At 45.3% G+C, this 24,644-nt stretch carries 22 protein-coding genes and 1 riboswitch; of the genes, 9 read left to right on the forward strand and 13 right to left on the reverse strand.

Features of this window, described 5'->3' with window-relative positions; all coding sequences use genetic code 11:
* Window positions 1–21: 21 nt before the first annotated feature.
* From coaBC to DWV34_RS05530, 5 genes are read right to left on the reverse strand one after another with little or no spacing between them, the layout of a single operon-like run.
* Window positions 22–1,209 (reverse strand): bifunctional phosphopantothenoylcysteine decarboxylase/phosphopantothenate--cysteine ligase CoaBC, encoded by a 1,188-nt coding sequence (gene coaBC, locus DWV34_RS05510; RefSeq protein WP_009289994.1) that lies wholly within the window; start codon window positions 1,207–1,209, stop codon window positions 22–24.
* Between the two features lie 9 nt (window positions 1,210–1,218).
* A complete protein-coding gene (gene panD, locus DWV34_RS05515; RefSeq protein WP_118475623.1) occupies window positions 1,219–1,608 on the reverse strand; it encodes an aspartate 1-decarboxylase in 390 nt (129 codons plus the stop codon).
* An 11-nt stretch (window positions 1,609–1,619) separates the two neighbouring features.
* On the reverse strand, window positions 1,620–2,456 hold the full coding sequence (panC, locus tag DWV34_RS05520) for a pantoate--beta-alanine ligase (protein WP_009289996.1): 837 nt from the start codon (window positions 2,454–2,456) through the stop codon (window positions 1,620–1,622).
* 10 nt (window positions 2,457–2,466) lie between these two features.
* On the reverse strand, window positions 2,467–3,294 hold the full coding sequence (gene panB, locus DWV34_RS05525; RefSeq protein ID WP_009289997.1) for a 3-methyl-2-oxobutanoate hydroxymethyltransferase: 828 nt from the start codon (window positions 3,292–3,294) through the stop codon (window positions 2,467–2,469).
* The gene (locus tag DWV34_RS05530) at window positions 3,291–4,139 is read right to left on the reverse strand and encodes a Rossmann-like and DUF2520 domain-containing protein (protein WP_009289998.1); all 849 of its coding nucleotides are present in this window, start codon (window positions 4,137–4,139) and stop codon (window positions 3,291–3,293) included. Before DWV34_RS05530 ends, panB begins: the two co-directional genes overlap by 4 nt.
* Before the next feature lie 179 nt (window positions 4,140–4,318).
* Here DWV34_RS05530 and DWV34_RS05535 point away from each other — a divergent pair, with 179 nt between their 5' ends.
* Together DWV34_RS05535 and DWV34_RS05540 are read left to right on the forward strand one after the other, a co-directional pair.
* Entirely contained in the window at window positions 4,319–5,257 is a 939-nt protein-coding gene (locus DWV34_RS05535) for an AEC family transporter (RefSeq protein ID WP_009289999.1), read from the forward strand.
* Window positions 5,258–5,310: 53 nt separating this feature from the next.
* Window positions 5,311–5,928 carry a class I SAM-dependent methyltransferase gene (locus tag DWV34_RS05540; protein WP_009290000.1) on the forward strand — a complete coding sequence of 206 codons (618 nt, stop codon included), beginning with the start codon at window positions 5,311–5,313 and terminating at the stop codon, window positions 5,926–5,928.
* A 652-nt stretch (window positions 5,929–6,580) separates the two neighbouring features.
* Here the strand turns inward: DWV34_RS05540 and spoIIR are convergent.
* The gene (spoIIR, locus tag DWV34_RS05545) at window positions 6,581–7,183 is read right to left on the reverse strand and encodes a stage II sporulation protein R (protein WP_009290001.1); all 603 of its coding nucleotides are present in this window, start codon (window positions 7,181–7,183) and stop codon (window positions 6,581–6,583) included.
* A gap of 167 nt (window positions 7,184–7,350) precedes the next feature.
* Window positions 7,351–7,435, forward strand: a riboswitch (ZMP/ZTP riboswitch).
* A gap of 106 nt (window positions 7,436–7,541) precedes the next feature.
* On the opposite strand from spoIIR, the gene pflA reads away from it, so the two are divergent.
* The 3 genes from pflA to DWV34_RS05560 all read left to right on the forward strand — a co-directional run bounded on the left by pflA (window position 7,542) and on the right by DWV34_RS05560 (window position 12,453).
* Window positions 7,542–8,267, forward strand: coding sequence for a pyruvate formate-lyase-activating protein (gene pflA / locus DWV34_RS05550; protein WP_006568413.1), 726 nt, complete (start codon window positions 7,542–7,544; stop codon window positions 8,265–8,267).
* Window positions 8,261–10,492: a formate C-acetyltransferase gene (gene pflB / locus DWV34_RS05555; protein WP_006568412.1), complete on the forward strand. Its 2,232-nt coding sequence runs from the start codon at window positions 8,261–8,263 to the stop codon at window positions 10,490–10,492. Before pflA ends, pflB begins: the two co-directional genes overlap by 7 nt.
* A 431-nt stretch (window positions 10,493–10,923) precedes the next feature.
* Window positions 10,924–12,453 carry an ABC-F family ATP-binding cassette domain-containing protein gene (locus DWV34_RS05560; RefSeq protein WP_118475625.1) on the forward strand — a complete coding sequence of 510 codons (1,530 nt, stop codon included), beginning with the start codon at window positions 10,924–10,926 and terminating at the stop codon, window positions 12,451–12,453.
* A gap of 61 nt (window positions 12,454–12,514) precedes the next feature.
* On the opposite strand, the gene DWV34_RS05565 is transcribed toward DWV34_RS05560, so the two are convergent.
* From DWV34_RS05565 to DWV34_RS05590, 5 genes are all read right to left on the reverse strand, one after another.
* Complete coding sequence (locus DWV34_RS05565) at window positions 12,515–13,285, reverse strand: DeoR/GlpR family DNA-binding transcription regulator (RefSeq protein WP_006568408.1); 771 nt, start codon at window positions 13,283–13,285, stop codon at window positions 12,515–12,517.
* Window positions 13,286–13,763: 478 nt separating this feature from the next.
* Entirely contained in the window at window positions 13,764–14,522 is a 759-nt protein-coding gene (locus DWV34_RS05575; protein ID WP_118475629.1) for a MurR/RpiR family transcriptional regulator, read from the reverse strand.
* On the reverse strand, window positions 14,500–15,285 hold the full coding sequence (locus DWV34_RS05580; protein ID WP_118475631.1) for a MurR/RpiR family transcriptional regulator: 786 nt from the start codon (window positions 15,283–15,285) through the stop codon (window positions 14,500–14,502). The genes DWV34_RS05575 and DWV34_RS05580 overlap by 23 nt, the downstream gene beginning before the upstream one ends.
* Window positions 15,286–15,429: 144 nt before the next feature.
* Window positions 15,430–15,915: a PTS sugar transporter subunit IIA gene (locus DWV34_RS05585; RefSeq protein ID WP_118475633.1), complete on the reverse strand. Its 486-nt coding sequence runs from the start codon at window positions 15,913–15,915 to the stop codon at window positions 15,430–15,432.
* Window positions 15,916–15,934: 19 nt separating this feature from the next.
* Window positions 15,935–17,269 (reverse strand): 6-phospho-alpha-glucosidase, encoded by a 1,335-nt coding sequence (locus tag DWV34_RS05590; RefSeq protein ID WP_009290004.1) that lies wholly within the window; start codon window positions 17,267–17,269, stop codon window positions 15,935–15,937.
* Window positions 17,270–17,508: 239 nt separating this feature from the next.
* On the opposite strand from DWV34_RS05590, the gene DWV34_RS05595 reads away from it, so the two are divergent.
* Both DWV34_RS05595 and DWV34_RS05600 read left to right on the forward strand, forming a co-directional pair.
* Window positions 17,509–18,429: an AraC family transcriptional regulator gene (locus DWV34_RS05595; RefSeq protein ID WP_009290005.1), complete on the forward strand. Its 921-nt coding sequence runs from the start codon at window positions 17,509–17,511 to the stop codon at window positions 18,427–18,429.
* 120 nt (window positions 18,430–18,549) lie between these two features.
* Entirely contained in the window at window positions 18,550–18,789 is a 240-nt protein-coding gene (locus tag DWV34_RS05600; RefSeq protein ID WP_009290006.1) for a hypothetical protein, read from the forward strand.
* 62 nt (window positions 18,790–18,851) lie between these two features.
* On the opposite strand, the gene DWV34_RS05605 is transcribed toward DWV34_RS05600, so the two are convergent.
* Entirely contained in the window at window positions 18,852–19,334 is a 483-nt protein-coding gene (locus DWV34_RS05605) for a hypothetical protein (RefSeq protein ID WP_009290007.1), read from the reverse strand.
* 29 nt (window positions 19,335–19,363) lie between these two features.
* Entirely contained in the window at window positions 19,364–20,920 is a 1,557-nt protein-coding gene (locus DWV34_RS05610) for an alpha-glucoside-specific PTS transporter subunit IIBC (protein WP_009290008.1), read from the reverse strand.
* A 334-nt stretch (window positions 20,921–21,254) separates the two neighbouring features.
* Between DWV34_RS05610 and DWV34_RS05620 the strand changes: the two genes are divergently transcribed.
* Entirely contained in the window at window positions 21,255–23,546 is a 2,292-nt protein-coding gene (locus DWV34_RS05620) for a ribonucleoside-diphosphate reductase subunit alpha (RefSeq protein WP_118475635.1), read from the forward strand.
* 20 nt (window positions 23,547–23,566) lie between these two features.
* Complete coding sequence (locus DWV34_RS05625) at window positions 23,567–24,610, forward strand: ribonucleotide-diphosphate reductase subunit beta (protein ID WP_009290011.1); 1,044 nt, start codon at window positions 23,567–23,569, stop codon at window positions 24,608–24,610.
* Window positions 24,611–24,644: the final 34 nt, after the last annotated feature.

The raw sequence follows: 24,644 nt of genomic DNA on the forward strand, positions 1-24,644 counted from the left end.
AAAGAGTATTTGAAAAAAGTTTTATGAAGTTTTAATAAAATCTAAAATGGCATCTGCCACGTCTTCTTTGGACATCATCGGAAGCTGTTTTTCCTGGTCTTTGGTGATCAAAGTTACAACATTGGTATCCGTACCGAATCCCGCTCCGGACTCTTTCAAATTGTTGGCTGCGATCATATCGATCTGCTTTTTCTTAAGTTTCTTTCTGGAATTCTCCAGCATGTTCTGAGTCTCCATGGAAAAACCGCAGATAAACTGGCCTTCTTCTTTTGTATGACCCAGCTCCTGTAAAATATCTTTTGTCCGCACGAGCGGAATAGACATATCCCCATCGGTCTTTTTCATCTTCTCATCGCTCACCTGCGCCGGAGTGTAATCCGCCACAGCTGCTGATTTAATGATGATGTCCTGTTCCTTTTTTCTGCTCATGACAGCCTCATACATATCGGCCGCACTCACAACCGGCACTGTGGTAACGAACATCGGCGGCTCAATCTCTGTCGGGCCGGTAACCAGGGTCACATCAGCACCCCGGAGCATTGCCGTCTTTGCCAGGGCATAGCCCATCTTCCCTGTGGAGTGATTGGTGATATACCGCACAGGGCAAATTGCTTCTCTCGTGGGTCCGGCAGTAATCAGCACCTTTTTCCCTGCAAGATCTTTTGGCCGGTGCACAGCCCGCTCAATATAAGCCATGAGAACTTCCTCAGAGGGCATTTTCCCTGCGCCTGTATCTCCGCAGGCCAGATGTCCGCTGGCCGGTTCAATGACCGTATAACCGTAGGTTCTGAGTTTCTCAAGATTGTCCTGAAGAATAGGGTTCTCATACATATTTGTATTCATAGCGGGCGCGATCAGAACAGGGCTTTTGCATGCCATCACAGTCGTTGTCAGCATGTCGTCCGCAATTCCGCCTGCGATCTTTCCGATCACATTGGCAGAAGCCGGAGCGATCAGCATGGCGTCTGCTTTCTTTGCCAGTGACACATGCGCCACATGAAATTGAAAATTCCGGTCAAAAGTTTCCACCAGACATTTTGTATTGGTCAGTGATTCAAATGCAATGGGATTGATAAAGTTGGTTGCATTTTCTGTCATGATCACATGGACTTCACATCCCCTTTTTATGAGCATGCTCGCCATGTTCGCCATCTTATAGGCCGCCACGCTTCCCGTGACACCCAGGACGATTGTTTTTCCACTCAGCATAGTCTTCTCCTACATATCCTCCAGCCGGCCATGTTTTTCATAGCTGGTCAGGCGGGTGATCTTGTTATTGTCATCTACAAACACAACTTTTGGCTTGTGTTCTTCTGCCTCTTTTGGTGTCATTTCAGCATAACACATTATGATTATCTTGTCTCCCTGGGATACACAGCGTGCCGCCGCCCCGTTTAAACAGATCATGCCGCTCCCCGGCTCTCCGGCAATGGTATATGTCTCAAACCTGCTGCCGTTGTTGATGTCAACAATGACCACCTTTTCATATTCCAGAATGCCTGCCGCCTCCATAAGTTCGGGGTCCACCGTAATACTTCCCACATAGTCCAGCTCCGCCTGTCTTACGGTTGCCCTGTGAATTTTTCCTTTTAACATTGAAAGCTTCATCGTCCGTCTCCTTACACTAACACATTATCAATCAGCCTTGTTTTACCGATATAAACTGCCATCGCCAGCATACAGCCGCCTTCCAGGGTCTTCACCGGCTGCATGGACAGAGCGTCCACCGCCTCAACATAATCAATCCTTGCCAGCGGTTCTGTCTGTATCTTATCCTTCATGGCCAAAACAACCTTTTTGGCATCCTTTTCGGTCTTGGCAAGCTCCGCGCCGAGCCGCACCGCCTGACTCAGAACCAGCGCGGCCTTTCTCTCCTCCGGTGAGAGATATGTATTTCTGGAACTCTTGGCGAGCCCGTCTTCTTCTCTTACAATCGGACAGCCCACAATACAGATATCCATATTCAGGTCTCTCACCATGCGCCTGATCACCGCCAGCTGCTGGCCGTCCTTCTGCCCGAAATAGGCTCTGTCCGGAGTGACTATATTGAAAAGTTTCGTGACAACCGTGCAGACTCCCCGGAAATGTACCGGCCTTGTTTTCCCACAGAGTCCTTCCGTCAAAACGCTCATATCAACGAAAGAGCAGAAGTCACCGTCATACATTTCCTCCGGTTCCGGATGAAAGATCAGATCTGTCCCTGCACTCTCACAGATCTTTGTATCATGTTCCAGGTCTCTCGGATAATCGGCCAGATCCTCCGCCGGACCGAACTGCATCGGATTTACAAAAATACTCACGACGACTCTGTCGTTTTCTTTCCGTGCACAGTCCATCAGACTTTTATGCCCTTCATGGAGATATCCCATAGTCGGCACGAATCCGATGCTCTGCCCCTGCATCTTCCACTCTTTTATCTGTTTCCTGACTTCCTCTACTGTACTGACAATTTTCATGATCCTCTCCTTAATACAACTTCTCTATAATATCATCATTGATGGCAAATGTGTGCTGTTCTTCCGGAAATGTCCCTTCTCCTACCGCCTTGACATATTCCTGCACCGCCTCTTTCATGACCGGGCCTGCGTTTCCGAACTGCTTTACAAACTTCGGTACAAAATCCCCGTACATATTCAGCATATCCTGGTAAACGAGGACCTGACCGTCACAGTCTGCTCCTGCGCCGATGCCGATGGTCGGAATGCGGAGTTTCTCAGAAATAAGCTTTGCAAGTTTTGCGGGAACACATTCCAATACGACCGCAAATGCTCCGGCTGCTTCTACTGCCAGGGCATCCTCCAAAAGCTTCTTCGCTGCTTCTTCACTTTTGCCCTGCACTTTAAATCCCCCAAAGGCATTGACAGACTGGGGCGTGAGACCGATATGGGCCACAACCGGGATGGAAGCTTTGACGATGGCCTCAATATGCGGACACACATCCTTTCCGCCTTCCAGTTTGACTGCTGTGGCCTCTGTCTCTTTCATGATCCTTCCGGCATTGACCACCGCATCGTATACAGACGTCTGGTAGGACATAAACGGCATATCCACTACAACAAGCGCATTCTTTGCTCCCTTCACAACTGCAGCGCCGTGGTGGATCATATCCTCCACAGTCACCGGAATCGTCGTGTCATAACCTAGCATAACCATCCCCAGGGAATCTCCCACGAGAATTGAATGAATGCCGGCTTCATCAAACAGTTTGGCTGTAGAATAGTCATAAGCCGTGAGCATGGAGATCTTTTCTCCGTTTTCTTTCATCTTCTGAAATGTACTTACTGTGTTCTTCAATGTTCTTCCTCCAATATTCTCTCCATATGTTCATAGTTCCTCATCGGATATTTGCTTTCTGCAATCCTAATCAGCTCCCTGCACAGAGGGAGGTAGATCTCCTTCTCTTCTCCGGAAAGAGCACGTAAATGCTTTTCCACAGTAGCTGCATCATTTCGCTCCACCGGTCCTGTCAGAGCTTCTTTCGGTCCCGAACGAAGAATATTTTCAAGATTCGTCCGAACAAGCGGAGCAAGTGCCGTAAGGCCGTCCTGCCCGCTGAACCCGCAGCTTTCAAGAATTCTTAAAGCCCGGTTCATCAGCGCCGCCATCTGGTTGGACGCCATGACAGCCGCCGCATGGTAGCGGACCTTATCCTCTGCCCCGATCTCCACGACCGGGTTGGGCAGAACACTTAAAAATGAGAGCATCTGATCTCTGTGTTCCCTGTCACCTTCAAGGGTAAACAAGGCTTTGGAAAGATCCTCATATGAAGTTTTTTTACTGTTAAATGGAAACATTGGATGGATAGAATAGCCGTAAGCCCCTGCTTCGGTTATTTCAGAGAAAATAGCGGAACTTAAGGAACCGCTGCAGTGACAGATAAACTTTCCCCGGACCGGGAAAGCTCTGATCTGCTCCCACACGCCTTTGATCTGGCCGTCAGGAGCCGTAATGAAAAGAACATCACACATTGATAATAATTTGTCAAATGAATCAAAACTTTGTGTGTGTGCTGCGTCTGCCGCCGCCTGGGCTGAAGCCATGCTGCGGCTGGCATACCCTGCCAGAGGGATGCCGTAATGTACGAAATACCTGCCAAGGGAACAGCCTGCTTTGCCTGCCCCGATAAACCCTGCTTTCATACGGAATAATCACCTGCTTTCCTGAGGTGATGTCCTTTATAAGATTCGTTCACTGGTATGATTTCTCTAAGGAATACCATCCAAGGGTACTATATCACCTCAATTTGGATTTAGCAAGAAAAATTGGCATGTTTGAATTGTTCTTTTTTATTTGCTATAATCTCCCCCGGAGGATACTTATGAATGATTTTATTTTCAGCTTAAATTCGACAGTCCCTATTTTTTTTATGATCTTTCTCGGATGGTTTCTGAAGGAAAAGGGATGGTTCAATGAAAACTTTGTAAACACAGCCAATAAATTTGTCTTTAACGCAGCTCTCCCGGCCCTTTTGTTCCGGGATATTTCCGGCGCCCCGTTGAAACAGGCCTTTGATCTTAAATACTTTCTGTTCTGCATGATCGTCACCACTCTGATGTTTTCCGGCATCTGGATCCTTGCAGAAATTTTCTTAAAAGATAAATCCATGACCGGAGCGTTTGTCCAGGCCTCTTTCCGGGGCAGTGCCGCCATCCTGGGAATCGCCTTCATTGAGAATATTTACGGACACTCCACTATGGGACCGCTGATGATCGTTGCCAGCGTGCCTTTGTATAATATTTTTTCTGTTATCGTCCTGACCGTCAGGGGACCGGGTTCCGGCACAAGCAGTATCAAATCTGCCCTGATCAATATCGCAAAAAACCCGATCATCCTGGGAATCCTTGCTGGACTTCCGTTTTCCTATCTGGCTGTGGATTTTCCTCCGGTCATCGATAAATGCCTAAATCAGCTTTCCGTTACGGCGACGCCGGTGGCGCTGCTCTGTGTCGGCGCAGGTTTTGAAGGCGCAAAGGCTCTGAAGAAAATCCGGCCTACGATGGCCGCCGCAATCATCAAACTTTTTATACTGCCGCTCATCTTTCTTCCCTTGGCCGTTTTTTTCGGTTTCCGGAACGAAGGACTGATCGCAATCCTGATCATGCTCGGCTCGCCGACTACCGTGAGCTGCTATGTAATGGCGAAGGCCATGGATAACGATCATGTGCTGACTTCCAGCATCGTGGTGGCCGCAACCGTACTTTCATCTGTCAGTCTCACATTTTGGGTTTATCTGTTGCGGATGTTTTCGTTTATCTGATATAATCATTGTAAAGAATAATAGAGTAAAATGAAGAAAGAGAGGACGTACCTATGAAAAATGTAAAAGAACGTTCTGCAAAAATTTACGATAAAAAGGCTGAAAATTATGAAAAGACCATCAGCGGCAGGATGGCGGCTTCTCTGGAGCAGGAGATGATCAAGAAGATCTGTGTCCGAGACAATGATAAAATTCTGGATGTGGGATGCGGGACCGGAGCACTGCTCGCCGGACTCACACGCTGGAGAGATGCTGAAGGGTACGGAGTCGACATCTCCGGAGAAATGATCCGCAGGGCCAGTGAAGATTATCCTGACCTGCATTTTCAGGTAGGCAGCAGTGATGATCTGGATTTTGAGGACAATACATTCCGCATCATAACTGTGTGCAGCGCATTCCATCACTTCCCCAATCAGGCGGAGTTCATCCAGAAAGCGGCCGATCTCCTGACTCCTGGCGGAAGGCTTTACATCGGTGTCGTTGCATTCCCTGAAGTGATCAGGATCACCGGCAACGTGGCGGACAAGCTTCTTCCTTCCTGCAAGGTGAAGCGGCCGTCCACCCATGAGATCCTTGGCATGTTCAAGGCAGCGGGGCTCACAAAGTTTCGTGTACATAAGCTGAAAAAACTGCTGATGATCTCTGCTAAGAAACCTTTGCCTGAGGATTAAAAAGTCCAAACATACTGTAAGACACGCTTTAGCGGCGTGTCTTTATTTTTTTCTACATGAGCATTGCCTGGAAGATCAGGATCATAGTAATGCCAAGTGAAATCAGCAGGACTGAACGGTAAAAGTCCTTCATTTCTTTTAGTTTGTCTTTTCTTATTTTTCTCTTCATTCGTAGGTTCTCCTTACATCTGCATTTAATCATTAGACGTTTTGGACAGCATAAAAGTTGTGTCTGTTCCACCATTTGTTTATAGTTCCCGGATGATGCACAATTTATGTCTTTTGCTTTGTTCAAAGAAAAATGAAAGAGGGAATTTCACAGAATTATCCTGTAAAATTCCCTCTTTATTGATATGTAATCGTCTGCAGTTACCGGAGGAGCAGCAGGAAGACCAAAATCATCAGAATCCCTGCTGTTATGAGCAGCAGAGACCTATAAAAATAATTGATCTCCCAGACCGTATGCCTCTTTGAAATCTTTTTCATCCATACCATCTCCTTCACTTTCTGCCCGTCTCAGCCGTGTTGGAAATAAATTGTACTGTTATAAATTTTTAAAACTTTTGTAACTTTATTATACCTTCTTTTGCAACAAATTTCAACGAATAAATTAGTTAATTTTTATGTCTGATTTTTAGTAAATATTACCTGATTACTCCAGCCATTTCAAAAACCAGGGCAGCTTCTCTTTCTTCTTTTCCAGCTTCTCCACTCCTTTTTTTCCTACCTGCTGCTCCAGTTTTTTTCTGGTCTTTTTGTCTTTTGCCGCTTCGCTTTCTTTCGTAATGCAAAGGTCCGGAAACATGACACACCACCAGTTATGTCCACTGGCATTTCCGAGATCGATTCTCAGCGCATCGTAGGTTCCCTCGGGAAACACATAGCTGCCATAGTCCTTTTCGGGAAACTTCTCTCTGGTCAGATAGACTTTGACCGGTAGATCCTTTCCCCTCTTTTGCAGCGTGGACTTTGCCACTTTGGCAATCTCCTTTTTCCGGCTGTTAAGAATTCTCTTTGCATCTTCTTTTGTGTTGGCCTGTTCCATATACGGTTTCAGATATGCCACTACCTGGTCCCTGACCAGGAGTTTTTCTGCCTGGTCTTTCCTGCTGTCACTGTTTGCCCGTATGTGGAACCGCACGACTCCCTGTTTTATTTTCTGATCCGCTCTGCCGTCTTTCTCTTTTGTCCATACCACAGAAAAGATTACCGCGGCGGCAAGGAAAAACATCCAGATGATTGATTTTTTCTTCATACTATGAACATGCCCGGATTTTCTGAATTTTAAACATGAAAACTTTTATCACATACCCGGTAGACAAGCAGGAAACCTCACGTTACGATGAAACCGGCTAAAAATTTCACAAACAATATTTCAATTACGGGGTTGACATTGCGGTGCCATGTATAGTATTTTAAAGTCATAAGTCATATGACTGACGGACAAGTGGAGTTTACCACAGGAAGTATGACAACGAATTTTTAGCCGACCGTCTGGGCACCCTGCCTGGACGTGCGGCTTTTTTTATTCCATTAGGAAAGTCTACGGCTTTCCACGAGCCGCTGATACTCGTATCCCAGGCAGCCAATCAACATTTTTACAGGAGGTTCCTATGATTGTTGGACACATCCATTCCATGGAATCCATGGGATTAGTCGACGGCCCGGGCATCCGCAGCGTAGTTTTTTTCCAGGGCTGTGCCCTTCGGTGTAAATTCTGCCATAACCCTGACACCTGGGAGTTTCAGGGCGGCGAAGAGATGACTCCGGAGGCGCTGGTGAAAAGGATTTCCCGCTTCAAGCCCTACTTTAAACAGAACGGCGGAGTGACCTTTTCGGGCGGAGAGCCCCTGATGCAGCCAGAGTTTTTGCTTAAGACTCTGAAACTCTGTAAACAGGAAGGCATCCATACGTGCATTGATACCGCAGGCTTTGGTCAGGGAGATTACGATGAAATTCTTTCATACACAGATCTGGTACTTTTAGATCTCAAGGAAATAACCGGGCCGGCTTACGAGTCTATGACAGGAAGGCCAATGGAGCGGTTCATCGAATTTCTAAAGGCATTGGAACGAAACGGCACGAAACTATGGATACGCCATGTCGTAGTTCCGGGACTTACAGACAGCAAAGAGCACATGCAGGAACTAAAAGAATACATAGACCGCATACCGAACGTAGAAAAGGTAGAGCTTCTCCCCTATCATCTGCTCGGCACCAACAAATATGAGGTAATGAATCTTTCTTACCCGCTCAAAGGAGTTCCGGCAATGGACAAGGAACGCACCAAACAACTTCAGAAAACCTATTTTGATCAATATGGAGGAAAACAATGTTAAAAGAATGGAACGGCTTTAAAGAAGGAAAATGGACAAAGGAAACCAACGTAAGAGACTTTATCCAGAAGAATTATACATTATATGAAGGAGATGACTCTTTCCTGGCAGGTGTTTCAGAAAAAACAGAAAAAGTGTGGAACAAATGCGAAGAACTGCTTTCTGAAGAGACAAAAAAAGGCGGTGTTTTGGATGTAGAGACCAATATTATTTCCGGCATCACTAACTTTGCACCCGGATATATCGACAAAGAAAATGAAATCATTGTAGGTCTTCAGACAGATGCTCCTTTAAAGCGCATCGTAAACTTATACGGCGGCAAGAGAATGGCCCATTCTTCTCTGGAACAGTACGGATACAAACTGAATCCGGAAATAGACCGTCACTTCAATGAATACCGCAAGACACACAACGAAGGTGTCTTTGATGCCTATCCGCAGCGCACAAGGCTTGCAAGGACAGCCGGTCTTCTGACAGGGCTTCCGGATGCCTATGGACGAGGACGTGTGATCGGTGACTACCGCCGTGCTGCCCTCTACGGCATCGATTATCTCGTGGAAGAAAAGAAACGCGATCTGGATGCCTTAGACGGACCGATGAGCGAAGAGCGCATCCGTGCAAGAGAGGAAGTCTCCGAGCAGATCCGTGCTTTAGGAGCAATCAAAGAAATGGCTGCTTCCTACGGAGTGGACATCTCTAAACCTGCATCCAATGCCAAAGAGGCGGTCCAGGCGGTCTATATGGCTTATCTTGCCGGTGTAAAAGAAAACAACGGTGCGGCTACATCCCTTGGACGTACTTCCACTTTCCTTGATATTTATATTCAGCGTGACCTGGAAAACGGCGTGCTGACAGAGAAAGATGCCCAGGAACTGATCGACCAGTTTATCATCAAGCTTCGCCTTGTAAGACATTTAAGGACACCGGAGTACGATGAATTATTCGGGGGAGATCCTACCTGGATCACAGAGTCCATCGGCGGTATCGGAATCAACAGCAAACCGCTTGTGACAAAGACCTCCTTCCGTTATCTCCATACACTGTATAATTTGGGAACAGCTCCGGAGCCGAACCTGACCGTCCTTTGGTCTGAAAAGCTTCCGGCCAACTTCAAGAAGTTCTGCTCCAAAGTTTCCATTGACACAGATTCGATCCAGTATGAAAATGACGATGTCATGAGACCGATCTACGGAGATGATTATGCCATTGCCTGCTGTGTGTCTGCCATGAAAGTCGGAAAGCAGACCCAGCTGTTCGGAGCCCGCTGCAACCTTGCCAAGTCCCTGCTGTATGCTATCAACGGCGGCATCGATGAGAAAAAGGGGATTGAAGTCATTCCGGGTATCGAGCCGATCACCGATGAAGTATTGGACTACGAAAAAGTTTGGGCTAACTACAAAAAAGTTCTCGCTTATGTAGCAGAATTATACGTTGATACCGTAAATATCATTCATTATATGCATGACAAATATGCCTACGAGGCGAGCCAGTTTGCACTGCACGATACCAATATGGAGCGTATCGCAGCATACGGCGTGGCAGGTCTTTCCATCGCGGCAGACTCGTTATCAGCAATCAAATATGCCACTGTAAAACCGGTGCGCAACGAAAACGGTGTGGCAGTAGATTTTGAGACTGAAGGAGATTTCCCGAAATACGGCAATGACGATGACCGGGCAGACGACCTGGCTGTCAACACTGTCACTTTATTCTCTGAGGAATTAAAGAAACATCCGATTTATAGAAATGCCATCCATACATTATCTGCACTCACCATCACATCCAATGTTATGTATGGAAAGAAAACTGGCTCCACGCCGGACGGAAGAAAATTAGGGGAGCCTCTTGCTCCTGGTGCAAACCCAATGCACGGACGGGACAACAGCGGCGCTTTAGCCTCTCTGAATTCCGTAGCCAAGATTCCTTACCGCGACGTGTGCCAGGACGGTGTTTCCAACACCTTCTCTATCGTGCCCGAAGCTTTAGGAAAAGATCAGGACCAGAGAGAAGAAAATCTTGCAAACATTCTGGACGGTTACTTTGTGCAGGGCGCTCATCATCTGAATGTCAACGTATTCAACCGTGAGACATTGATTGACGCAATGGAACATCCGGACAAGTATCCGACACTGACGATCCGTGTTTCCGGATATGCGGTAAACTTTAATAAGCTTTCCAGAGAACAGCAGGAAGAAGTTGTAAGAAGAACGTTCCACGAGGGAATGTAGGGCATTTTGCACACGATTTCTGTTCGGCTTTGAATTGCCTCACTACAAGCGTGTGCAAAATGAAATCTCAAAAACCACTCAGAAAATTTTATGAAACAAAAGGAGCAGCCAGCATGGGCTTATATAGATCAGACCAGCCGAGAAGGCGAGTAAACTCTGTACAATTCAGACCGATGAAACATTGTGCAGAGTACGGCGGATTTTATCCGCTTTAAGATTTCATCGGGAGACAGATCCAGAATCATCTGCGGCTGCATGAGCAGTCCTTATTTGGATACCTGTTTTCCCGAAGAATCCCATGCTAAAAGGCTGCGGACAATGTTTTGTCCGCGGCCTTTTGTTGTTCTATAACACACTGACAATACGGCAGAAGGCAGATACAGAAATGTATTTTGTCTTCTGTCTTTTTTATATGAAAGGATCAGATCATCATGAGTTTATTAGATATTAAAGATTTATCACATTCATTCGGTGATAAACAGCTTTTTAAAGAAACAGAATTCCAGCTCAATAAAGGAGAACATATAGGAATTGTCGGTCCAAATGGTGCAGGAAAAAGTACGTTTATCAAAATCTGCACCGGGCAGATTACTCCCGACAGCGGACAGATCTTCAGACATCCTGCAGCTTCTTTCGGATGCCTGGATCAATACGCACAGATGAAAGAAAATATAACGATCTCAGATTTCTTAAAATCTGCTTTTCAGTCTCTCTTTATAAAAGAGGAGCAAATGAATCTGCTGTATTCAAAAGCAGCGGCCGGAGATGAAAAAGCCCTCCCTGCCGCCGCACGGCTCCAGGAACAATTAGAGCTCCATGACTTTTATCAGATTGACACCAGGATTGAACAGGCAGCTGCCGGACTGGGACTCCTCACTATCGGTCTTGAATGCCCGGTAGAAAAAATCAGCGGAGGTCAGAGAGCCAGGGTCATCCTCGCTAAACTTTTGCTGGAACAGCCTTCTGTCCTGCTGCTGGATGAACCTACAAACTTTCTGGATAAGGAGCACGTCTCCTGGCTGGCAGACTACCTTTCAGGGCTTCCGAGCGCTTTTCTGGTTGTCTCCCACGACAATGAATTTTTAGAACAGAGTGTCAACCGCGTATGCGATATTCATAACGGCAGACTTACAAAATATTACGGCACCTACTCTGATTTTTTAAAAAAGAAAACGTTTCTTCAGGAAGAATATATCCGACGGTATTCTTTCCAGCAGAAAAAGATCAAAGAAACAGAAGAATTTATCAGAAAAAACATGGCCGGGCGAAAGTCAAAAATGGCCAGAGGACGCAAGAAACAGCTGAACAGGATGGAACGCATGGAAAATCCAGACGTAACTGAGAACCGACCGTGTTTTAATTTTTCACAGCTTCCGGTGACAAATGCTGACCACCTGTCCGTGAGACTTTTGTCTGTGGGGTATCAATATCCGCTTCTCTCCGGCCTTCAATTTTCAGCAAAAGGAGGACAGAAAATTGTGATCACAGGTTTCAACGGAATCGGCAAATCCACCCTTTTGAAAACTCTGACGAATCAGATTCCTGCCTTAGACGGCAGTTTCTCATTTTCAGAACAGGTCACCATCGGATACTTTGAACAGGATCTAATATGGGATGATACAACCAGGACACCGCTACAGATCGTGTCTGACTGTTATCCCTCTCTCCCAATCAAAAAAGTACGGCAGCATCTTGCGCAGTGCGGAATTTCCAGCTGTCATGCCGGACAGGAGATAGGATCATTGAGCGGAGGTGAACAGTGCAAGGTAAAGTTATGCCTGCTGACACTAAAACCATGTAACTTTTTAATTATGGATGAACCCACAAATCACCTGGATGCAGCGGCTAAAGAAGCATTGAAAAATGCATTGAAAAATTTTACAGGAACCGTACTGGTTGTATCTCATGAAGAGAATTTTTACCGCGGCTGGGTGGACAGAATGATACAAATCCAAAAATAATTTTAACCTTGTATTGCTATCCATACATTTTAAAAATCGAGCAGAGATCATACAGGAACTGTCATGCTATGATCTCTGTTCCATATTCTCTCAGCACTTCTCTTATCTCTTCCTGAGGCTCCTTCTCACAGATTATCCCATCCACCTGTGTAAAATCTGTAAAGACATAATTTGCCTGGAAATCAAACTTTTTTGTCTCCATGACCAGATATCTTCTGCGGCTTTTACTGATGGCTTTTTGTTTCATAGCTCCGTCCTCCGGAACATAAGTCGTGACCACATTTCCTTTTACGTCCGCTCCAACGACTCCCATAAAGCAGAGGTCAAACCTGAAGTTCTCCATCATAGAGAGGGTCAGCGAACCCAGAAACCCAATTTGAGACCGATTGAACTCTCCTCCCAAAAGAATAAATCCGGTGTTTCCATCCGCTGCGAACAAATTTGCGATATCCAGCATACAGCTTACGACCGTCACGTTTCGTTTAGAACGGATGATTTCCCTCGCAACCTCCAGATTCGTTGTAGATGTATCCAAAAAAACCACATCCCCGTCACTGATCAGCTTTACCGCTTTTTTTGCAATTCTCTGCTTTTCTTTCAGGTTTTTTTCTTTCCTGGAAGAAACCGCGTTGCTGTGCCCGGGGTGCATGCCTTCCGTCAGAACGGCGCCTCCATAGGCACGCTTTAAAAGACCGCGTCCTTCCATACTGGCCAGATCTTTCCGGATACAGTCTTCTGTAACCTCAAACATCCGGCTCAGCTCTTTCACTCTTACTTTCTGGTTTTCTTGCAAAAGTTCAAGAATCTTTTGCTGTCTTTCCTCTACAAACATGATCTGTCACCACCTGATTTTTCTTTATATTTTAACAGAAAAGAGAGGGACCGTCTATTATACCTTTTTAGATTATTCACCCTTCTCATAAAGCAAGTTAAGATTACTTATGATTATTTTTAAAAAGTGTATTGAAAAATATGGAATTTATTTACTTATAAACAATATTATGTTAAACCAATTTCAGGGATCAGGTTTCAGATACTCGAGAGGACTGAAACCGGGGGAGGACCTGAGGGCCCTCCTTTTTCTTCAAACATTTCTTTTACAGGAGATATGTAAATTGACAAAACCTTTTCTAACATATAATTCTCAACTTTACAAACTTACCAACGAAAAAAAGTTAATAATTACTGACCGTGTGAAAGCTCTTCAAATACTAAAGGATATTGGTTATTTTTCTCTTATCGGAGGTTATAAAACTCCCTTTATTAACCCTATGACACGCATATATCAAAACAAAATAAATCTACATTAATCACTCTTCGCTTGTTCCATACTCCAATCCCTTTAAAAGTAAAAATTCATTAATCACAAAAAACTGAGCCGTCATATACACATCAGAATTAAACTTTCCCTTCAGTACCGGATGAGCATAAAACTGAAGGCTGATATCACTGAGCCTCGACAATTCATTATTCCCCACTTTTGTCACAGAGATGATTTTGACACCCTTTGCCTTCAGCCTGCCTGCAAGCTCATTGACAAAGGCATTTTCACCGGAAAGAGAAAACAGAAAAAATACGTCTCCCTCTTTTACGATTTCCAGCACCATCTTTATTTCTTCCCGGCCTTCGATCAGATTACAAAGATAGTCCAGAAAAAGCAGGTTCTTTTTTAACTCTCTCGCGGCATTTTTCTGGACCGCTCCTGTTCCGTATACATATATGCTTCCGGCCCTGGAGAGCATCTCTGAGACATCCGAACAGTCCCTGTCCTTCATCATATCCAGAGTCTTTATGTAATCCTGGTAGACCCGCTCGATCTCCCTTACATCGAAGGATTCCTCCTCCCGGCTGTCCCATTTCAGAAAAATCTTCAGTTCCCCGTACCCTTCCATCCCCAGCTTATGAGTAAACCTTGAGACGGTTGTGTGTGACACATGGCACTGTTTTGCCAGCTCCTGGATCGACATAGTCTGACACTCCTTCTTGTTCCGCAGAATAAAGTTCCAGATGCTCAAATCATTTTCATTCAGTTTATCATAATTTTCTTCAATCAGGGTTTCCAGCCTCATCCGCTATCTCCTCTTTTTTTGTCTTATACTCCATGTACTTTAAAAATAAAATCTCAATCAAAATGAAATATGATGTGAGAGAATCATACTCTATGTGACTGAACGGCTGGGAAAACACTGTCTCGGTAACATAGAGAGCATAATCGGTCATATGTGCCAGTGTGTTTTCCCGAAGCTTCGTGATGGACAGCACAGAGACGCCCCGGATCTTTAGATTTTTAGTGAAATTGTTGATAAATTCATTCTCTCCTGAAACAGATATGATGATAAACAAGTCATCCTCCGTGACAATGCTGAGAAGCCTTTCCGCTTCCTCATATCCGCTCAGATCATAGATCAGCCTCCCGCTCATCATGAAGGTCCGCTTTAACTCTTTTTTAATGGAAGACTGGATCATGCCGATCCCATACACGTAGATATTCTTTGCCTGATCAAACTTCCTAAAGATATCTGTACAGTCCTTTTCTTTCATGCTGCCGATCACCCGGCGGTATGACTCACAGACCATGTCCACATACCCGATGTTTTCCTTTGCCTCCTGATTATCAAGCTTTAAAAAGACCTTTAGTTCACCATAACCTTTTAAGGACAGCTTCTGGGCAAACCGCAGAACGGTTGTCCTCGACACACTGCACTTAAATGCCAGCTGGTCTATGGCAAGCTTTTCACACTCTTTCCTGTGCGAAGATATGTAATTCCATATGTATAAATCATTCTCGTTAAGCTGTCCGTAATGCTTGTTCACCAGTTCATCTAATTTCATAAAGACATCTACCTCATAAATGTGTCCGCCGCCTTTTGGTTCCTGAATCTTACCCCAATTTTACTCTATTTCCCACATTTTGTCCATTGATGCAGAAAGGCAGATATCCTCATGATACCTGCCTTTCGATAATGGAGAAATTTCCTACTCGTATTCCACCAGAGGACTTGTTCCCGCTTCCACTGTCTGTCCTGTATAAAATTTAGTCAGCTTATGTCCGTTTGGTTCTATGAAAACCAGCATGGAGACATCCGGAATTTTTTCTTCCCTGAGCATCTGACGGTCCACCTTTACAAGGGGATCACCGGCTTTTACCTTCTGCCCCGGCTCCACATAAGTTTCAAAGCCCTTTCCATCAAGTTTTACCGTGTCCAGTCCGATATGAATGAGCACCTGAACACCGTCACCGTTCTCAAGTCCGATAGCATGCTTTGTATCCGTCACCGTAGTCACTGTACCGGTGCAGGGAGCTGAAAACACATCCTCCTCCGGCCAGACAGCGATTCCGTCACCCAGAACCCTTCCTGCAAACATTTCATCGTCTACCTCAGAAAGGTCAATACTCTTTCCGGTTACCATGGAATAAAATATTTTCTCTTTTTTACTTTTTCCCTTTAAAAATCCGAACATCCCATACCTCCCATTTGACTTATCTCAGTTCCGGCCAGAAGTCTTTGTTTGCTTCAATCAGATCATCCAAGATCAGTTTTGCAACTCTTGCACTCGGAACTGTCTTTGAAAGAGTAAGCGCCTGCCACAATTTCTGATAGCTTCCCTCGATCCACGCTTCCACTGTCAGTTTTTCTACACTCACCTGCTGTTCCATCAATCCTTTCTGGAACTGAGGAATCGCTCCCTGGCAGATCTTTTCATAACCGTTGCAGCCCACGATACACGGAATCTCAACCATGGCTGTGCGGTCAAAGTTTTCCACTGCCCCTTCATTCGGAACGATCAGAAGGAATCTTTCCTGTGTATTCTCAGCGATGGCACAGGCAAGGTCAACGATATAAGTTGCATGCGCATCCGCCTCAAACGCACATCCTTTGCTTGTGCCGTTTTCTACAATCCGCCTGCATTCTCCAAACACAAATTTCTCCCGTCCGTCCATGACTTCATTGGCCCTTGTATAATCCGGATCAGATGTCTCTACTACATAATCAGGGAAAAGATAATATTTTAAGTAGGTATTCGGGATCGTTTCCGGATCGACTGCGTAGACATCTCTTGCCTTTTGGAAAGTATGTACCCAGCTTTCATCCACATGCTGGTTTGTATCGGACAGTGCATCTGCAAAACCGTTTGCTTTCATATGCTCTTTAATCTGCGGCATCAAATCATTTCCGTTATTGTCATAAATTTTATGCCACCATCCGAAATGATTCAGCCCATAATATCCGACCTGCATTTCTTTTCTGGAAGACAGCCCGCACATATCTGCCATTTTCTCTTCCAGGTCAATCGGCATGTCGCAGATGTTCAGGATCTTTGAGTCGGGACGCAGCCTTCTGGTCGCCTCCGCAACGATGGCAGCCGGATTGGAGTAGTTCAGCATCCAGGCATTCGGAGAATACTGTTCCATGTAATCTAAAATTTCGATAACGCCGCCGATGGAACGCATTCCGTAGGCAATTCCTCCCGGTCCGCATGTTTCCTGTCCGAGCACTCCATATTTTAACGGAATCTTCTCATCTAATTCTCTCATCGCATATTTTCCTACACGGATATGTGCCAGGACAAAATCAATATCTGTAAACGCAGTTTCCGGATCTGTCGTATATCCGAATTCGATTTCCGGCGCGTGCTCTTTCAGATAAATCTCACATGCCTTTGCCACTACTTCCTGTCTCTCGGCGTCATTGTCGTAAAACATAATCTTTCTGATCGGGAAGCGGTCCATGTGCTCTAAGAGCATCAGCGCGATTCCCGGTGTAAATGTGCTGCCCCCGCCTGCCACTGTAACTGCATATTTTTTCTTTGCCATAATCAACATCCTCCTAGCTATTTGCTTTGTTGTTTTCTTCGCTGACCAAATAGTACACCCCAAAAGCATCCGGTGACAATAGATTTTCAGGGTTTAGGGAGTGGTCATTGGTTCCGTGACACAGAACAAAAGCTGTGAATTTTCACAGCCTCTGAAAACGGGATATTTCCTTGTTTTTCAGAGATTTGCGTTCTTTAGAAAGCTGTATTAATATAGGAATAGAGAAAGGCGGTGAACCTATGAATCATGTGCATGGAATCCAGTATAAAAACAATTCCAAAGAAGAACTGTTCCCCGATTTTGGTCCGGATTTTCCATATACCTGTTCCTATGTAGAGTTTGGCCTTTGCATCGGCGGACAGATACCGTGGCATTGGCATAAAGAGATCGAATTATTTTACATTGAAAAAGGAACTCTGGAGTATGACACTCCAGGCGGAAAAATAGTCTTCCCGGAAGGTTCCGGCGGCATGGTCAACTCCAATATTCTGCATTCCACAAAGTCTTTGGATCCAAAAAAAGATACGATCCAGCTGGATCATATCTTTGATTCCTCACTGATCAGCGGACAACACGGCAGCCTGCTGGATCAAAAGTATATTCTTCCGTTCACCGGTTCCCCGCAGGCGGAAATACTCAGCTTTTATCCCCGGACTCCAAAAGAAAAGAGGCTTCTTAAGCTGCTCCGGGATTCCTTTTTCTTATCTCCCCACGAATTTGGATATGAAATACTGCTCCGGTCGGCTCTCTCTAAACTCTGGTGTCTTATGCTCTCTTTATCCCGGCCTCTTTTAGGCCAAAAGAAACCGCAAAGCGGTTCGGACCAAAAGATAAAGTCAATGATGGAATATATCCAGGATCATTATTCTGAGAAGCTTACTGTGCCCCGGATCGCACTTGCCGCCTATATCAGTGAGCGGGAATGTTTCCGTATATTTCGGCAGAGCCTTGGCATAACTCCTTCAGAATACGTAAAAAACTTCCGAATCCGGCAAGCCTGTATCATGCTCTCTGATCCCAGTCTGTCTGTTTCTTATATCGGCCAGTCCTGCGGCCTCGGAAGCAGCAGCTACTTTGGAAAAACTTTTCGGGAAGTCATGGGGTGCACGCCCAGGGAATACCGCTGCAAATGGCAGAATCCTGATATAAAACAGCAGTAATCTTATATTTTTATCTATATTTTTTCGTTATTATTATATTAACAGATAAGCAGAACAGAAACAGGGCCCTGATTCTGTCTCTCCTAAAAACTTTGATCTTATGGAAGGAGGACAGATACAATGATAAAACTTTATATTTTCAATCTGGAAGAATTTTTATACCTTGCAGACCGGTGCAGCGGCCCTGTGAATCTTTTGTCTGAAGGCGGGAAGTCTGTGGATATCAGAAACAGCTGCAGTGTTCAAAAGAATTTGTATCAAGAGCACCGAGAGAATGGGGGACGTTTATACCTTGGCCTGAAGATTCAGAATGTAAAAGACTACTTTCGTCTGGTGAATTTCTCTATTGGAGATATGTAAACAGATATTTCATCATAATAAAGGCAAGCCGCAGATTAGAGAAGTTCTGCGGCTTTTCCTGTTCAGTGCAGGGCAATTCTTATGGTGGCGAAGAGACAAACAGAGCAAAGTCCTATAACTACAAGGCTCCCCGAGATGATACTCAGAAAGTTTTCTCTCCATTCCTTCCTAAAACTTTCCCTGATGGTCAGTCCATACTCCCGTAAAGTCTTATACAATATAAATCCAAGGAGCAGGATATACCATACATTCTGAAGCATGATTTCAGCTGCAATGAGCAGGGTGAGATTGACAGCTGCATAGGCAGCATCCATGTGTAATTTCTTCTGCATAAACGTCATGAGGTATGCGATAAACGGATTGATCATAGACACCAGGAACATCACCGCAAGCTTCGGGTCTTCCCCGATCGCGGCTGAGACTGAGCCTCCCACTCTGGCCGCCCCCATGGAAAGGTATGCAAGACACACAAACGGCGTCAGGCAAAGGAGGACCTTGGCGATATTGTAATACCTGTCTAATCTGCTGCTTTTTACATTCATCATCTTCATCCCTGCTTTCTTAACTCAATATATTACAGTAAACTTTCAAAATCATCCCGGACGCCTGCTACTTTCAGGCCGATAATAACCTGAAATGATTTTCCATTCACAGAGCAGCCATGGGCTCCTATGGATTTAAAATACGGGTCATCTTTACAAAGAGTCTCATCCTTTACGTTGACCCTGAGCCTGGTGGCACAGTTGGTCACATCTTCAATGTTGTCCTTTCCTCCCAGTCCTTCGAGAATCAGCTGCGCAAACTCGATTTTCTGGTCCTGCTTAGAACCTTTCTTCTCTCTGAATTCTTCCTTGGAACCAAATTTAATCTCATCATCATCTTCCCGTCCCGGTGTCTTAAAGTCAAATTTCTGGATCAGGAATTTAAATACCACAAAATAAATTCCGGTAAATGCAAGACCGATGACCAGCAGGAGCAGATACTGTTTCCAGTGATTTCCCATCAGCGGTATCCAATTTAAAGAAGCCATTTCGATCGCTCCTCCGGAGTGAATTCCTACGATTCCTGCCAAATACATCGTAGTCGATAAGGTTGCCGCCAGCAGTGCGTGTACTACAAAGAGTACAGGCGCCACAAACAGGAAGGTGAACTCGATCGGCTCTGTCACACCGCAGAATATCGCGGTCAGAGTAATCGGAATCAGCAGACCTAAGATCTTCTTTTTCTTCTCTTTCTTCGCAGTTGAGTAGAAAGCAAGTGCGATTCCCGGACATCCGAAGATCTTGGAAAACCCTGTAGATGTGAATCCTGCCATAGGAACCAGCGATTTTAAAGACGCACTGGATGCTGCGATCTCAGGAAGCTTGGTTGCCCAGTAGGCATAAAGTCCGCCTGGTACCACCACATTGTCGTAATAAAAAGGTGAATATAAGATATGGTGCAGGCCAAAAGGAATCAGGGCTCTCTCTAAAAAGACGAAAACCCATATTCCGAGAGCTCCCGCTCCTTTGACAAATCCCTGGAATGCAAACATACCAAGCTGGATTTTCGGCCATAATAATGCTGCGAGGACTGCCACAGGAATCATCACAAAAAATCCGACCATGAATACGAAAGTAGAGCCGCTGAACGTGCCCAGCCATTCCGGAAGTTCCGTGTCAAAGAAACGGTTATGTAAGTAAATGACGATTCCCGCAATAGCGAGTGCTCCCATCATGCCCATATCCAGGGTTTTTATATTTGCGATCATCGTGAGACCGCTTGTACCGCCGACTTCCTGTGCAAAGTCAACTCCGAAGACTCCTCCCCACTGGGAAAGGATCGTGCTGAGGAAATAATGGAATGTGAGATATAGAACCAAAGCTTCCATACAGCACCGGGCATTCTGTTTTTTCGCCATGCCAATCGGAAGTCCGACAACAAACAGGAGAGGGAGCTGGTTAAATACGGTCCAGCCGCCCTGTAAGAGCACATTCCAGCATTTGTACCACATGCTGGACGGAGCGGCAAGACTGCCCATAATAGTCTCTGTGGTAAACAGGGTTCCGATCCCTATGACAATTCCCGCGAAAGCGAACAAGAGAACCGGTGTAAACATCGCCCCGCCGAATTTTTGAATTTTCTGCATCATAATTTTTCATCCTTTCTTTGTCAACTGGACTCAAAGCCCGGCGCCTGGGTATTGAGCACAACACATCAGACGGAATTTTATGGTCTTTACTGTGTTGTTATTTTCAACAAATTCATCCTAACAGACCTTGAAAATGTAATCAATATATACAAAGGCTTTAGGGAGAGGGGCTATCAAACAATGAAGCTGCACAATTCCTGTGAAATTTCCCAGGAGGAATAGATTTCCGTGTCTTTTTGGATCAGTTTTATTCTTGATATACGTTGTCAAGATCAATATATTGTGCTAATATAATTTTTAGCATCCTACATATAGTTGAAAGGTGAACATTTTTATGAAAAACATAACAACAGCACAGGGTTCCGAATACGCTGTCGTCGTACGGCAGGCAATACTTGAGTCATTCCGGACAGAGAAATTTCCGATCGGAGACCTGCTCAAATCCATACAGAATGAATTTCTACAGGAGGAATATAGCTTAAACATCCTGAATGAGAAGTTTCAGAGTTTTCTAAAGGAAGGTATGGAGGATCATGAAAAACTCCTTCTGCTTGTTAAAGCAGCCGCCGAACTCACTTCCCAGGAGGCTCCCAAATGGGAGAATATTGCCGCAAGACTCAAAATCCTGGAGTTCGAATCTGTGGTTAAAAACAACTTAGAAGAATATCAGATCCGGAATTTCTATGAAAAAATTGTCTTTTTGAGTCAGCAGAATTTATATGGAGATTATATCCTGAAAAATTACGCTGAAGATGAGATTCATTTATTCTCATCCTGGATCCGGCCGGAACGAAACAGCCTGTTTCATTATTCCGGTCTGGAGCTTCTGCTCAGCCGGTATGTAATCCGGGACCGGCAGGGGAATCCTCTGGAGACTCCCCAGGAGATGTTCATGGGCATCGCCATGCATCTGGCAATGAAGGAAACAGAAGACAGAAATCAATGGGTCAAACGATTTTATGATATGTTAAGCCTCCTCCAGGTCACTATGGCCACTCCGACTCTTTCTAATGCCAGGAAACCTTATCATCAGCTCTCTTCCTGTTTCATCGACACGGTTCCGGACAGCCTGGACGGAATCTACCGGAGTATCGACAGCTTTGCCAAGGTCAGCAAATTCGGAGGAGGCATGGGCCTTTACTTTGGAAAAGTCAGGGCCAGCGGAAGTTCAATCCGTGGATTTGAGGGAGCCGCAGGAGGTGTAATCCGCTGGATACGGCTCGCAAATGATACGGCTGTGGCCGTAGACCAGCTTGGAATGCGGCAGGGTGCCGTGGCCGTTTACCTGGACGTCTGGCACAGAGACCTTCCCGAATTTCTTAGTCTCCGGACAAACAACGGAGATGAGCGGATGAAAGCCCACGATGTGTTCCCTGCCGTCTGCTATCCCGACTATTTCTGGGAACAGGCAAGAGACAATATTGAAGGCAACTGGTACCTGATGTGCCCCCATGAGATACTCACAGTCAAAGGCTATGCACTGGAGGACTGCTATGGAACAGAGTGGACCGAAAAATATCTGGACTGTGTCCTTGATGAAAGAATCAGTAAGCGTGTGATCCCTATCAAAGATATTGTACGGATGATCATCAAAAGTGCAGCAGAGACTGGAACGCCTTTTACGTTCAACCGGGATCATGTCAACCGCGCAAATCCCAACCGGCATAAAGGAATCATCTACTGCAGCAACCTCTGTACCGAGATCGCCCAGAACATGAGTGCCTCAGGGCAGACAGAACAGAAAATTGAAATGATCAGCGGTGAAGAAGTCGTTGTCACTGTCACAAAACCGGGAGACTTTGTCGTCTGCAATCTTGCAAGCCTCTCCCTCGGGAATCTGTGTGTCACTGATTATGAACAGCTGTCCTACGTCACAGAGAGTGCGGTAAGAGCCCTGGACAATGTGATCGACCTGAACTTTTTTCCCGTACCTTATGCCGAGATCAACAGCAAAAGATACCGCCCCGTGGGACTCGGGGTCAGCGGATATCACCACATGCTGGCAAAGCATAAAATACAATGGGAGAGCGAAGAACATTTAAAATTTGCTGAAAAAGTATTTTCCGATATCCATTATGCCGCACTGGCAGCCAGCTCAAAAATTTCCGAAGAAAAAGGATCTTATCCGTATTTCCCAGGCAGTGACTGGCAGACCGGGGATTATTTCAGAAAGCGGGATCTCACGAAAGGACGCTGGAAAGCACTTGAAGACCGGGTCAAAAAACACGGCCTGCGCAACGGCTATCTGCTTGCCGCGGCACCTACCAGCAGTACAAGCATCATCGCCGGCACCACGGCAGGTCTGGACCCTGTCATGAACCGCTACTTTCTTGAAGAAAAAAAATACGGCCTGATCCCAAGAGTTGCCCCTGAACTGTCCATGGAGACATTCTGGTACTATAAAAATGCCCACTATATTGACCAGACCTGGTCTGTGAAAGCATGCGGTGTCCGTCAGAGACACATCGACCAGGCACAGAGCATGAATCTGTATATCACCAATGAATACACGTTCCGAAAAGTCCTGGACCTCTATATTCTGGCATGGGAACAGGGAGTCAAAACAATTTATTACACGCGGTCCAAAAGTCTTGAAGTTGAAGACTGCGAAGTTTGTTCTTCATAATACAGAAAGAGAGAGAAACGATGACAGAACTTACAAAAAAACCTTTATTTAATCCTTACGGTGACACGGATGTCCGAAAGCGCAGGATGATCAACGGAAATACAACGAACCTGAATGATTTTAACAATATGAAATACCCCTGGGTCAGCGGCTGGTACCGCCAGGCTATGAATAATTTCTGGATACCTGAAGAGATCAATCTGGGGACGGACATCAAAGATTATAAGCAGCTTTCCGAGCCTGAACGCCGGGCATATGATAAGATCCTTTCTTTTCTTATCTTCCTGGACAGCATTCAGACGGCAAACCTTCCAAATATCAGTGAATATATCACAGCCAATGAAGTCAATCTGTGCCTGTCGATCCAGGCATTCCAGGAGGCAGTCCACAGTCAGAGTTACAGCTATATGCTGGATACGATCTGTGAGCCCCAGGAAAGAAACGATATCCTGTATCAGTGGAAGAATGACCCTCATCTGCTGGAGAGAAATCAATTCATCGGAGACCTTTATAATGATTTTCAGACTAATAAAAATACAGAAACATTCGTAAAAACACTCGTTGCCAACTACATCTTAGAAGGCATTTACTTTTACAGCGGTTTTATGTTTTTTTATAATCTTGGAAGAAATCACCGTATGCCTGGTTCTGTACAGGAAATCCGGTATATCAACAGGGATGAAAATACACATTTGTGGCTGTTCAAAAATATTCTGCTGGAATTAAAGAAGGAAGAACCCTCCCTGTTCCATCCTGACTGTATCAATGACTACCGCCGGATGATTAAAAAGGGCTGTGAGCAGGAAATCCGCTGGGGTCATTATGTGATCGGCGATGAGATCCAGGGTCTCAAAAAAGAAATGGTGGAGGAATATATCCGTTATCTTGGAAATCTGAGGTGCCAAAATCTCGGTTTTGAACCCATCTATCCAGGCAGTGAAACTGAACCGGAATCCATGTCCTGGGTCAGCCAGTTCTCTAATGCCAACATGATTAAAACAGATTTTTTCGAGGCAAAAAGCACTGCGTATGCAAAAAGCAGTGCCTTAGTGGATGATCTGTAAAAATGCAGATCCGGCAGTTATTACAGCTGCCGGA

Origin of the sequence: Anaerostipes sp. AF04-45 (assembly GCF_003461725.1) — a bacterium.
In the GTDB taxonomy this organism is placed as follows: Bacteria; Bacillota; Clostridia; order Lachnospirales; family Lachnospiraceae; genus Anaerostipes; species Anaerostipes caccae.